Origin of the sequence: Pseudomonas sp. IT-P12 (assembly GCF_949767465.1) — a bacterium.
Classification (GTDB): Bacteria; Pseudomonadota; Gammaproteobacteria; order Pseudomonadales; family Pseudomonadaceae; genus Aquipseudomonas.
In genome coordinates this window covers 130,650-142,697 of record NZ_CATKPY010000027.1, presented here as the reverse complement: position 1 = coordinate 142,697, position 12,048 = coordinate 130,650, and the positions used below count along the sequence as shown (strand labels likewise).

General features: G+C 61.2%; 12 protein-coding genes. 7 read left to right on the top strand and 5 right to left on the bottom strand.

The genetic code is table 11. The annotated features are described in order from the left end of the window. The first annotated feature begins 41 nt into the window (after positions 1-41). The 3 genes from ACM6IM_RS27510 (at position 42) to ACM6IM_RS27500 (ending at position 3,837) form a co-directional block, all read left to right on the top strand. Positions 42-1,088 carry a LacI family DNA-binding transcriptional regulator gene (locus ACM6IM_RS27510; protein WP_414866833.1) on the top strand — a complete coding sequence of 349 codons (1,047 nt, stop codon included), beginning with the start codon at positions 42-44 and terminating at the stop codon, positions 1,086-1,088. 195 nt (positions 1,089-1,283) lie between these two features. Then, the gene (locus ACM6IM_RS27505) at positions 1,284-2,651 is read left to right on the top strand and encodes an MFS transporter (RefSeq protein ID WP_414866832.1); all 1,368 of its coding nucleotides are present in this window, start codon (positions 1,284-1,286) and stop codon (positions 2,649-2,651) included. A 25-nt stretch (positions 2,652-2,676) separates the two neighbouring features. Beyond that, entirely contained in the window at positions 2,677-3,837 is a 1,161-nt protein-coding gene (locus ACM6IM_RS27500) for an L-talarate/galactarate dehydratase (RefSeq protein ID WP_414866831.1), read from the top strand. Between the two features lie 129 nt (positions 3,838-3,966). Here the strand turns inward: ACM6IM_RS27500 and ACM6IM_RS27495 are convergent, their stop codons facing one another. Further along, the gene (locus ACM6IM_RS27495) at positions 3,967-4,098 is read right to left on the bottom strand and encodes a hypothetical protein (RefSeq protein ID WP_414866830.1); all 132 of its coding nucleotides are present in this window, start codon (positions 4,096-4,098) and stop codon (positions 3,967-3,969) included. A gap of 33 nt (positions 4,099-4,131) precedes the next feature. Between ACM6IM_RS27495 and ACM6IM_RS27490 the strand changes: the two genes are divergently transcribed. The 4 genes from ACM6IM_RS27490 to ACM6IM_RS27475 all read left to right on the top strand — a co-directional run bounded on the left by ACM6IM_RS27490 (position 4,132) and on the right by ACM6IM_RS27475 (position 9,330). Next, on the top strand, positions 4,132-5,736 hold the full coding sequence (locus ACM6IM_RS27490) for a tetratricopeptide repeat-containing response regulator (protein WP_192305833.1): 1,605 nt from the start codon (positions 4,132-4,134) through the stop codon (positions 5,734-5,736). Beyond that, positions 5,733-6,425 carry a sensor histidine kinase gene (locus ACM6IM_RS27485; protein WP_192305835.1) on the top strand — a complete coding sequence of 231 codons (693 nt, stop codon included), beginning with the start codon at positions 5,733-5,735 and terminating at the stop codon, positions 6,423-6,425. Before ACM6IM_RS27490 ends, ACM6IM_RS27485 begins: the two co-directional genes overlap by 4 nt. A 193-nt stretch (positions 6,426-6,618) precedes the next feature. Beyond that, positions 6,619-7,860, top strand: coding sequence for a glutamine synthetase family protein (locus ACM6IM_RS27480; protein WP_201193512.1), 1,242 nt, complete (start codon positions 6,619-6,621; stop codon positions 7,858-7,860). 69 nt (positions 7,861-7,929) lie between these two features. Next, positions 7,930-9,330, top strand: a complete 1,401-nt coding sequence (locus ACM6IM_RS27475) for an MFS transporter (RefSeq protein ID WP_414866829.1) — start codon at positions 7,930-7,932, stop codon at positions 9,328-9,330. Between the two features lie 76 nt (positions 9,331-9,406). Here ACM6IM_RS27475 and ACM6IM_RS27470 read toward each other — a convergent pair whose 3' ends face one another. The 4 genes from ACM6IM_RS27470 to flgA form a co-directional block, all read right to left on the bottom strand. Next, positions 9,407-10,153, bottom strand: coding sequence for a flagellar brake protein (locus tag ACM6IM_RS27470; RefSeq protein WP_192305839.1), 747 nt, complete (start codon positions 10,151-10,153; stop codon positions 9,407-9,409). A 92-nt stretch (positions 10,154-10,245) separates the two neighbouring features. After that, a complete protein-coding gene (locus tag ACM6IM_RS27465; protein WP_192305841.1) occupies positions 10,246-10,713 on the bottom strand; it encodes a flagella synthesis protein FlgN in 468 nt (155 codons plus the stop codon). Positions 10,714-10,761: 48 nt separating this feature from the next. Further along, on the bottom strand, positions 10,762-11,085 hold the full coding sequence (gene flgM / locus ACM6IM_RS27460) for a flagellar biosynthesis anti-sigma factor FlgM (RefSeq protein WP_192305843.1): 324 nt from the start codon (positions 11,083-11,085) through the stop codon (positions 10,762-10,764). 159 nt (positions 11,086-11,244) lie between these two features. Then, a complete protein-coding gene (flgA, locus tag ACM6IM_RS27455) occupies positions 11,245-12,006 on the bottom strand; it encodes a flagellar basal body P-ring formation chaperone FlgA (RefSeq protein ID WP_414866828.1) in 762 nt (253 codons plus the stop codon). Between the last annotated feature and the right edge of the window lie 42 nt (positions 12,007-12,048).

The window sequence follows — 12,048 nt, the reverse complement described above, 5'->3', positions numbered from 1 at the left end:
TTGCGACGCCAGGAAACTGCGCCGCGCATTCGGAACTGTTCATGGCCAAGAAACCCGCAGCGCTCTCCACTGACCCATCAGCCTCCAGGACGCCTTCCAGCCTGACCCTGATCGATGTGGCCAAGGTCGCCGGGGTTTCGCCGATGACCGTGTCCAGGGCGTTGCACCGGCCGGAACTGGTCTCCGAAAACACTCGCGAAAAAGTCCGTGAAGCGGTGCGTCAGACCGGTTATGTGCCCAACATGCTGGCCGGTGGTCTGGCCAGTAACAAAAGCCGCCTGGTGGCTATTTTCCTGCCGACCATCGCCAACTCCATTTTTGCCGACACCGTGCAAGCGCTGATGGACCGTCTGACCCAGGCGGGCTACCAGACGCTGCTGGGCCTGACCGGTTATTCGGCGGAACAGGAAGAGAAACTGCTCGAAGCCGTACTCGGAAGACGTCCCGATGGCATCGTGCTGACCGGCACCCTGCATACCGAATCCAGCCGCCTGCGCCTTGCGCAAGCCGGAATTCCGGTGGTGGAGGCCTGGGACCTGAGTGAAGATCCCCTGGACATGCTGGTGGGTTTTTCCCATGAGAAAGTGGGGGAGGCGACCGCCCGGCATCTGGTCGCCAAAGGCTACAAGCGCTTTTCCGTGGTCAGCATCAGCGATCCCCGTGGCTTGCGTCGTTGCCACAGCCTAATGGCCGAGCTCAAGCGCCTGGGCGTTGGCGAGGTGCCCATGGAAGTCCTGGCGCCACCGGCAACGCTGGAAGTCGGACGCGAAGGTCTGCAACGGCTGCTGGATCAGCCCACGCAGCCTGAGATCGTTGTGTGCAGTTCGGACACCGTCGCCCAAGGCGTGTTGGCCGAGGCCGCCAGTCGTGGATTGAAGGTGCCGGAAGATCTCGCCGTCATGGGCTTCGGCGACCTGAGCAGTGCGGCACATGTTTATCCGGCACTGTCCACCGTCAGCGTCGACGGCAAAACCATCGGCCTGCGTGTGGCCCAGGCGCTTCTCGAGCGCTTCGAAAACCCTGCGTCCCAGCATGATCCGGTGCGCATCGACACCGGTTTCACCCTCATCGACCGCGCCAGCACCTGAACTGAAAATCGGTTTGGCGACAGGTGCAGGGTTGAATGATTGCGCAATCAGTGTAGTATCGATTCGAAGGTCGCCCCGTTCTGCCGAGGGCGACCTTTTTAAAAGCCAATAATGATTGCGCAATCATTAGCTGTTCACGGGAGCTTCAAGGGCCATACGGATTCACCGCTGCAACTCACAATAAGGAAAACAACAGTGATCAATCCCACGCAGTCGATAGCGAAGACCAACGTCCGCTATCTCATTCTTGTGATGATTTTCATCGTCACGGTGTTCAACTACGTTGACCGGGCAACGCTGTCGATTGCCGCCCCCAGCATGCGCACCGATCTTGGCTTCGACGCCATGACCATGGGCATTGCCTTCTCGGCATTCGGCTGGGCGTACACCTCGATGCAGCTCCCGGGCGGCATCATTCTCGACCGCTTCGGCTCCCGGCTTGTGCTGGGAATGAGCCTGATCATCTGGTCGGTCTTCACCTTCCTGCAGGGCTACGTCGACCTGTTCAGCTCGGCCTTCCTCGCGCTTTTTGTCCTGCGCTTCATGATGGGGATTGCCGAAGCGCCAGCGTTCCCGGCCAACAACCGCCTGACGGTGATGTGGTTCCCGCGACACGAGCGTGGCCTGGCCACGGCGGTGTTCCAGTCGGCCCAGTATTTTGCCCTGGCCGCGTTCACCCCTTTGATGGTGTGGCTGGTCAGCACCTGGGGTTGGCAGCATGTGTTCTGGGTCACCGGCGGCGCGGGCATCCTGATTGGCCTGCTGTGGTTTCGCATGGTCCACGAGCCGCGCAAGGACAAGCGCGCCAACCAGGCGGAAATCGATTACATCGAAGCCGGCGGCGGCCTGCCCACCCTCGGTGACGTGAAGACCCCCTTCAGTTGGAAAAGAATGAAGGCCATCGGCGGCAACCGGATGATGGCAGGTATCTACCTGGGCCAGTTCTGCCTGACGTCCATCACCTGGTTTTTCCTGACCTGGTTCCCCACCTACCTGATCGAAGCCAAGGGCATGACCATGCTCAAGGTCGGCCTGGTAGCGGCCATTCCACCCATTGCCGGTTGCCTGGGCGGCATGATCGGCGGGGGCTGGTCGGACTGGATGCTGCGCAAGGGGTTCAGCCTCACTGCTGCACGCAAGACGCCGATCATCTGCGGATTGTTGCTCTCCAGCAGCATCGTGATCGCCAACTACACCCAGTCGATTGCCCTGGTCATTCTGGTGATGTCGATTGCCTTTTTTGCCAAGGGCGTCGGCAACCTGGGCTGGTGCATCGTCGGCGATGTTTCCCCGGCCCGGGCCATGGGCGTGAGCGGGGCGATGTTCAACTTCTGCGGCAACCTGGCCAGCATCGTCACCCCGATCGCCATCGGCGTGATGATCAACCAGCTGGGCTCCTTCGACGTCGCGCTGATGTACGTGGCCGGCATGGGCTTGCTGGGCGCGTTCGCCTATCTGTTCATCGTCGGCCCACTCAAGCGCCTGGAGCTCGATGACTTTGAAGACCCGGCGGCGCAGCCCGTCGAAAACGCCCCGTTGAATTCCGAACCGTCCCGTTCCTGAGCCTTTTCAATCCAAGGAGAGCCCCATGCTCGCACAACAACCTTCCATCAAGTCCTCCGATGACGACCGTATCGCCTGGGTGCGCGTGTCGTCGGTCATTCTGCCGCTGGCCAACCCGATCAGTGATGCCAAGGTCCTGACCGGCCGGCAGAAGCCGATGACCGAGATCGCCATTCTGTTCGCGGAAATCGAAACCATCGACGGCCATCGCGGCCTGGGCTTCAGCTACTCGAAACGTGCAGGCGGTCCAGGGCAATTCGCCCACGCCCAGGAAATTGCCCCCGCTTTGATCGGTGAAAACCCCAGCGACATCGCCAAGCTCTGGACCAAGCTGTGCTGGGCCGGCGCCTCGGTCGGGCGCAGCGGTATGTCGACCCAGGCCATCGGCGCGTTCGATGTGGCGCTGTGGGACTTGAAGGCCAAGCGCGCCAACCTGTCGCTGGCGCGCCTGCTGGGTGCCCAGCGTGATTCGGTGCGCTGCTACAACACCTCCGGTGGTTTCCTCCACACCCCACTGGATCAATTGATGAAGAACACCGACCTGTCCCGGGAAAAGGGCATTGGCGGGATCAAGTTGAAAGTCGGACAACCGGATTGCGCCATCGACATCCAGCGCGTCAGCACCGTGCGCAAGCACCTGGGCGACCAATTCCCGCTGATGGTCGATGCCAACCAGCAGTGGGATCGCCCAACGGCCCAGCGCATGTGCCGTCAGTTCGAAGCGTACAACCTGATCTGGATCGAAGAACCGTTGGATTGCTACGACGCCGAAGGCCACGCCGCGCTGGCGCAGCAATTCGATACGCCGATTGCCACCGGTGAAATGCTCACCAGCGTCGCCGAGCATGCCGAGTTCATCAAGTTGCGCGGCGCCGATTTCCTGATGCCCGATGCGCCACGGGTAGGCGGCATCACGCCGTACCTGAAGGTCGCGGCCATGGCCGAGCAGGCCGGTTTGATGCTGGCGCCGCATTTCGCCATGGAGCTGCACGTGCACTTGGCGGCGGCTTATCCGACCGAGCCGTGGGTCGAGCACTTCGAATGGCTCGAGCCGCTGTTCAACGAGCGCCTGGAAACCCGCGACGGCCGCATGCTGGTGCCGACCCGGCCGGGCCTGGGGCTGACCCTCAGCGAGCAGGTCAAACCCTGGACGGCGCAGGCAGCCGAGGTCGGTACGCGTCCCTGACCCACCGTCGGTCGTTCGCTGTCGTGGCGCAGCGGGCGACCGTTTATGGCTCGTGCTGAGCACACCCGTCACGGGTGCGCAGGTGACGCGCCAGGCGATGGCGGATCCGGTCTTCGAAAACCTGGAGGGCTATTTCGACAACGCACGGCTGGTGACGCCGGTCGCGTTGTAGAGCATCCGGTGATTTTTGGCGGTGGAAGACATTTGCGTGCCCATTCCTTCAAGTGAACGGCCTTGCTGGCCGATAACGTGGACAGCCATGATCTTCTACTTAAAATTGCCTGGAAATCTTCGATGCTGTCGTATCACCAAAAGCGTTTTCTGATCGTCGATGATTTCTCCGATTTCCGTAGCTCGGTCCGCTCCATGCTGCGCGAACTGGGCGTCAAGGACGTCGACACGGCTGACACCGGCGAGCAGGCGCTGAAGATGTGTTCGCAGAAGGCCTACGATTTCATCCTGCAGGACTTCCATCTCGGCGACGGCAAGAAAAATGGACAGCAGGTGCTCGAAGACCTGATGTCCGAAAAATTGATCAGCCATGAAGCCGTGTTCGTCATGGTCACCGCCGAGACCAGCCAGGCCATGGTGCTCAGCGCCCTGGAGCACGAGCCCGACGCTTACCTGACCAAGCCGTTCAACCGCTCGGGCCTGGCCCAGCGCCTGGAGCGTCTGGAGCAGCGCAAGACCTTGCTCAAGCCGATCCTGCAGGCCCTCGACCGTGGCAAACCGGCCGAAGTGCTCAATGCCTGCATCGCCCTGTGCAAGCAGGACATCCGCTATTCGCCACTGTGCCTGCGCTACCGCGCCGATGCCCTGCGTGACCTGAATCAGAATGAAGCGCTGGAGCGCCTGTACGACAGCATCATTGCCGACCGGCCGTTGCCTTGGGCTTTTGCCGGGTTGGGTCAGCTGCTGTTCAAGCGCGGACAAGTCGCCCAGGCCAAGGGCGTCTATGAAAAAGCCCTGAAGGTATTCCCGATGATGCCGGCGCTGTACGACGGCATGGCGGATGTGCTGGTTGCCGAAGGTGACACCAAGGGCGCGCAGCAGGTGTTGGAGGAGGCGATTCGTTTGTCGCCGCTGGCCGTGCGCCGCCAGGCGCTGCTGGGCAAGTTGGCGATGGCCAACGAAGATTTCGACACGGCGTCCCGGGCGTACCGGCAGGCGGTCAGCCAGGGCGCGCAATCGCGTTTCAAGGATGCCGAAAGCAACCTCGGCCTGGCCCATGCCCTGATCAGCAAAGGCAGTGACAGGGGGCTGGATACCCGCACGCGCCTGGAGATCAACACCACCCTGAGCGCCGTGGCCAAGGAAAACCCCGGTGACCCGGGCCTGCAGATTCGTGCACGGCTGATGAAGGCCACCAGCCTGTTGCTCAACGATGCCGAAACCGCGGACAAACTCACCGAACAAGCCATGCTGCGCCTCGATGGCATGGAGCAGTTCATGAGCGCCGAAGCTGCGCTGCTGGTGGCCAAGCAGTTGCAGATGCTCGGCCAGGCCGATGCGGGGGCGTCGATGCTGAAAAACTGCGCGGAAATCTACGGCGACGACCCGAACGTGATGAAAGGCATCGCCAAGCTGACCGATGACCCCAACATCCTCAACTCCAGCAACGCGGCAGCCGATCTCAATCGCCAGGGCGTGCGGGTGTACAAGACCGGCAACCTGGCGGAAGCACGGACCGTGTTCCGCAAAGCCCTGGCGATGCAGCCAAAGAACATCAGTATCGCGCTGAACATGGCGCAGTCGCTGCTGCATGGCACGGACACCAGTGTGCCGTCGGCGGAACTGGAAGAGTGTCGGGCCTGCCTGAAAATGGTCGGCCTGATGCCGGACACCGATGCGCGCTTCCCGCGTTACCAGAAACTGAAAATCAAGGCGTTTGGCGAATGAACAAGGACGACCCGTCACTGGATTTTTCCACGGTGATTGCCTCCACCGTGCATGACATGAAGAACTCCCTGACCCTGCTGATGCAGGCCCACAGCCAATGGCTGGAACGTTTGCCCGACCCACAGGGGCAGACGCCGGAGCAGGGCGTGATCGAGTTCGAGTTCGCCCACCTCAACGGCATGCTCGTGCAGCTGCTGGGGCTGTACAAGCTCGGCGTCAACCAGATGCCGTTGCAACCGGCCTATCACGAACTGGACGATTTCATCGAGGCGCAGCTGGCCTGTCATCAGGACGTGTTCGCCAGTCGCGGCATCATGGCGACTTATGAAGTGGACCCGCTGAGCCCGTTGGGCTTTTTCGACCGGGAGCTGATCGCGTCGGTGCTGGGCAACTGCATCAATAACGCCGTTCGTTACGCTCGCCACGCGGTGTTGATCAGTGTCAGCGATGAAGCCGGGCAACTGGTGCTGACGATCAATGACGATGGCGACGGGTATCCGACCGAGATGATCGAGCGTCAGGCGGACTACGTGCAGGGCATCAACCACAGCAGTGGCAGTACCGGCCTGGGCCTGTATTTCGCCGGACGGATTGCGGCGTTGCACCAGCGCAACGGCGTGGGCGGGTACACGCGGATCAGCAATGGTGGTCCGTTGGGCGGCGGTGTGTTCAGCCTATATCTGCCGTGATGTTTTTGTTTTTCGCTGCTTGATATTCCGAACAGGTGCAGCCTATTTTGTACGGTCGCCGTTCGCGGCTTGCACTACAAGGGAATGCGTCATGACGACCGATGGCCAGGGTTCACTCGCACAGCGATTGACCGGCATTGATGAAATTGAGTGTGTGACGCCAGATCTCAATGGCGTGCCGCGCGGCAAGGTCATGACCGCCGAAGGGTTTCTCGAAGGGCGGCGCTTGCAGATGGCGCGTGGCGTGCTGCTGCAATGCATCATGGGCGGTTACCCGCCCGCCCGTTTTTATGGCAGCGATGACGGCGACCTGGCGCTGGTGGCCGATCCCGCGCAGATTCATCGCTTGCCCTGGAGCCAGCCGCCACGGGCCTTCGCGATCTGCGATGCCGATGAGCTGACGGGCGAAAGCTCGCGCCTGTCGACACGAGGCCAGCTCAAAGCCGTGATCGCACGCTATGCAGCGCTCGGCCTGGCACCGGTGGTGGCCACGGAACTGGAGTTCTTTGTCTTCGCGCCCAACCCCGACCCGACACAACCCTTCCAGCCGCCGCTGGGCCTGGACGGCCGTCGCGAAGATGGCCAGTCGGCATTCAGTGTCAGCTCCAACAACGGCTTGCGCCCGTTCTTCAAGGAAGTCTATGACGCCATGGCGGCGCTGGGCCTGCCCCGCGACACCTTCATGCATGAGATGGGCGTCAGCCAGTTCGAGATCAACCTGCTGCACGGCGATGCGCTGCTGCTGGCCGACCAGACGTTCCTGTTCAAGCATCTGCTCAAGGAAGTCGCGCTCAAGCATGGCCTGACCGTGGTCTGCATGGCCAAGCCACTGGCGCATACGCCGGGCAGTTCGATGCACATCCACCAGAGTATCGTCGAGATCGGCAGTGGTCGGAACGTGTTCAGCGACGAGGCGGGAGAGCCGACCGCGACCTTCCGTCATTTCATCGGCGGGCAGCAGGCCGCGATGGCGGACTTCACCGCGTTGTTTGCGCCGAACGTGAATTCCTACCAGCGCTTGTGCCACCCCTTCGCGTCTCCCAATAATGCCTGCTGGTCCCACGACAACCGTGCGGCCGGCTTGCGCATCCCGGCCAGCTCGCCGGTTGCGCGTCGGGTCGAGAATCGCTTGCCGGGTGCGGATGCCAACCCGTATCTGGCGATTGCCGCCAGCCTGGCAGCGGGTTTGCATGGGATTGAGAACCGGCTGGAGCCCAGTGCGGCGATCCAGGGTGAGTTCGAAGTGCCGGATAATCTTTCGTTGCCCTGTACCTTGCACGCCGCTCTCGAGCGTCTGAACCGTAGCCAATTGGCCAAGGAACTGTTCGGCAAGGAATTCATCGAAGGCTACGTGGCTTCGAAGACCCTGGAATTGACCAGCTTCTTTAATGAAATTACCCCCTGGGAGCGCCGTGTCCTGGCTGCCCAGGCCTGACGAACCTTCGTCTTCGGGCTATCTTTGCGCTAGCCCGTTTCTCACCGCAAGGAGCCGCTCGGAACGCCGATGCGCCAAATCTGGAAAGCCTTTCGAGCACTGTATTTCGCCTCGCTGATGATGTTGATCGGCTCCGGCCTGCTGAGTACTTACCTGGGCTTGCGCCTGGCGGCTGACAACGTCGACAGCCTGTGGGTCGGTGCGTTGATGGCGGCCAACTACTTCGGCCTGGTGCTGGGGGGCAAGATCGGACACCGGCTGATCGCCCGGGTCGGGCATATCCGGGCCTATTCGGCCTGTGCCGGGATCGTCGGCGCGGCGGTGCTGGGCCATGGCCTGGTGGACTGGCTGCCGGCGTGGATCTTCCTGCGGATCATCGTCGGCCTCGGCATGATGTGCCAGTACATGGTGATCGAGAGCTGGCTCAACGAACAGGCCGACGCCTCCCAGCGCGGAACGGTGTTCAGTGGCTACATGATCGCGTCCTACCTGGGGCTGGTGCTGGGCCAATTGATTCTGGTCATGCACCCGGCGCTCGGTCCGGAGCTGTTGATGCTGGTTGCCCTGTGCTTCGCCCTGTGCCTGGTGCCGGTGGCCCTGACCCGGCGCATTCACCCGGCACCCCTGCGCCCGGCGCCGATGGAGCCGCGATTCTTCATCAAACGCGTGCCGCAGTCGTTGAGTACGGTGCTGGGCGCGGGCTTGATCATCGGTTCGTTCTACGGCCTGGCACCCCTGTATGCCTCGCAGCAGGGGTTGTCCACGGAGCAGGTCGGTCTGTTCATGGGTAGCTGCATTTTTGCCGGCCTGTTGGTGCAGTGGCCGCTGGGCTGGTTGTCCGACCGTTATGACCGGGCGCTGTTGATCCGTTGCTTCGCCATGGTGCTGGTGGTGGCCGGATTGCCGCTGGCGATCATCCCGCAGGTACCGTTGGAAGTGCTGTTCATCATGGGGTTCATCTGCTCGCTGGTGAAGTTCTGCCTGTACCCACTGGCGGTCGCGTTCTCCAATGACCACGTCGAAGCGGACCGGCGGGTGTCGCTGACGGCCATGCTGCTGGTGACCTACGGGGTCGGCGCCAGTATCGGGCCGCTGGTTGCCGGTGTGCTGATGAAGATGTTCGGCAGCCACATGCTTTACGCATTCTTCAGCTTCTTTGCCTTGGTGCTGGTGTGGCGGATTCGTCCGAAAGCGGTCACCAACCTGCACCAGGTGGACGATGCACCGCTGCACCACGTGGCGATGCCGGACAGCATGTCGAGCTCGCCATTGGTGGCTGCGCTTGATCCCCGGGTCGATGAGCAGTCGGTGCAGGAGCAGATGCAGAGTCCAGTCAATCCTGAGCCTGAGCCTCAGCCGGAGCCTGAACCGGAGCCTGAATCCGAGCCACAGGCCGAAGCGCGTACCGCGCCGCCAGCAGAAGGGGCGGACGCAGAGCGTGAAAAAAACATCCCTGATGCCATTCCTTGAAAACCTGGCATAAAAGACGGGCATAAAAAACGGGCAGTCACCGCAAGGGGCTGCCCGTTTTCGTTGGCGCCTGCTGTTACAGGTCGTCTTTGTCGAAGCGCCGCGCTTCACGTTGAAGCTGATAGACGAATCGTTCGACCTGACGCTGCACCAGCCCGCTCATGTTATGGAAGCGGATGCCGGCGAAGGTGGTGGAGATTTTCTCTTCGAAATGCAGGTAGCGCAGTTCGACCGGCGCGGTCATTTTGCCGAAGGGCAGGGCGGCGGCAAAACGGTCGTAGACCTGGCCCAGTTGCAGGTTGCCGGTGATGTCGCCATCGAAACGCAACTTGCAGCCCGTGGCGGAAATGTCCAGCAGCTTGCCACGGATCGGCGCCTTGAGCTTTTCGCCGTCGAGGTCGATGTCGACCAGTTGTGCCAGCTTCAGGGCTGCGCGAAAGGCGTTGCGGCGCTGGTGGTAAACCACCTCGTCGGGCAGAGGGGCCAGGTAGCAGCGGTTGTCACCCGACTCGTCGATGGTCGGTTGGCCGTTGCTTTCCCAGGCGATACGCACGCCTTCATGAAAACCTTCGACCCGGAACGGTTCGCCGGCCAGCATGAAGCGTTCGCCGTCGCGCGGGATCATTTCGTCGAGCTTGATCGTGCCGCGTTCGCGATCAACGTCGACCAGATAGCTCTGGAAGCGCTGGGTGCGTTCGTGGAAAGTGATGATCAGCGGATCATGGCTGTCTTGCAATTGGCGCAGGTTGCCGGAGATCTCCAAAGGCGTGCTAAGCACCTTGGGTGGTTGCGGGGCATCTTCCGCGTTTAAGGCATTGGACACGGTTAATCAATCTCCAGACAAAATATGACTACGGCTGGCCAGTATATTGCCAGCATGTTGCGAGTCTTGATAGGGCGTGAGCATTTGCAGGCTCAAGCCTGACTGAGCGGACGCGGCTTCGCAAGCTTCGCGGTTGATCCGCGTGCATCATAAAGTGCTGGCGGTTCGCCGCCTGTGAGGATTTTCAGCTGGTTGGCCGTGGCGGCCTGCTGAACCAGAATCGACTGGCCATTATTGGCATTCGCCGCCTGGCATTGGGCTAGAAGAGCGGTCAGGGCATCGCTCTGCTCCAGCAGTTGCGTGCCGACACTCGATTGGCTGGCCAATTGCTCCAGTCCGCTGCGATTGATTGGCAGGTTCAGACTGGCGAGGATTTCACTGCGCTTGCGGCCATGCTGTTCGAGCAGAATGATCATTGCCTGCTTCTGCGCCAGAATGTCTTCGAGCAGTGGCATGTCACGACCGTGCAAGGCGATGGACTCGGTTTGCAGTAACTCCAGCAAGTATTGAGCGGGAGCAAAGTCGTCGTTGATCAGTTGCAATAAATTAGTGTCGTGCATGGCTGGCCTTGGGTTTTAAGCGTCCAAAAGCCTGGCGCAGGCCGAGGCCTAGCGCTGGGCTTCGAAGTTAAGCAGTTTGCTGGCTACACGGTTGCTGTCGACTTTATAGCTGCCATCGGCAATCGCTGCTTTCAACTCCGCCACGCGGGCTTTGTCGACGGCAGGCTGATCGCGCAGCTTGTCAGTGACCTGTTGCAACTGCTGAGCCTCATTGCTGAGGTGTACCGATTCCCCGCTTTTAACGGTGGCCTGTTCGGCCGGGGTATTCAGCGCTGCGGACTGGCCGGCTTCGGCGGTGTCCTTGGCGGCACTGGTACGTGTACTGCCCGTCAGTGGCGAGGAGCTGTTCAAACGGCTGAAATCGATGACCATGGTAAAAAACCTCTGAGTATTTGGACGCTTGCCATGTTTTCGGCCATCCCTGTGAAAACTTTAGACTCATTTTATCAATGAGCCCGCAAGCGCCAGCACGTCTGCTGCCTGCGCCACAGTTTAGGGAACAGCCCGGGGCAATGCCACCTCTTCAGGTCCCTACATGGCCACTTCCACCTGCCCTGGCGCGGTCACTTGCGCCTTGATGACCCGTCGAGAGTTGAGGTTTTTCACGCGAATCTGTTCGTTCATGCCGCCGTTGGACAGCGCTTCGCCGGGCATTCGTACGCTCAGCGTGCCGCTGCGGGCGGTAATCACCACCTGATCGCCCTTGCGAATGACTTCCGTCTGTTCGAGATTGACCAGGGTAATCACCTGGTCGGCGACCATTGGTCGGGTCAGTCGCTGCCCGATCGCCTGGTCCGGGGTCGTCAGGTAGCCCTGGGTGATCACGCTGATGTCTCGCTCGCGCAGAATCACGTCGGCAGGCTCGACAATGTCGGCCCGACGCAAGGGACGGGTGGTGGTCACGACGTCGCGGAACAGGCGGACTTGAGCGGGTACGAACACCGTCCACGGGGAACTGCCTTCGCAGCGAACCTTGACCGTTACCCGGCCCAGCGGCTTGGCCGGGCTCTCGAGGGAGGCTGTCAATTCCTTGTCGCACATGGGCATGCGCAGGCGTGGATCGAGCTTGTTGACCTGGATTTCGTAGCGACCTTCCGTTTGACTGGTGGCCAGGTAGTCCTCTACGGTGAATTCAAGAAAGCCCTGAGTGACGCCGATAAGCATGTCAGGCAAGGTAACTTCGTCAGCAAGGGCAGGGGTGCCAGCGTTGAACAGGCAGGCGGCCGACATCCCGCAGAGCAATCTGCGGGCGGTGGATGTCAGGCGTCGGAAAAATGTCGGTTCTGTGTTCATAAGAGTTAAAAAGCAAGCGCCGTGCCGTTTAGTGATGAATGT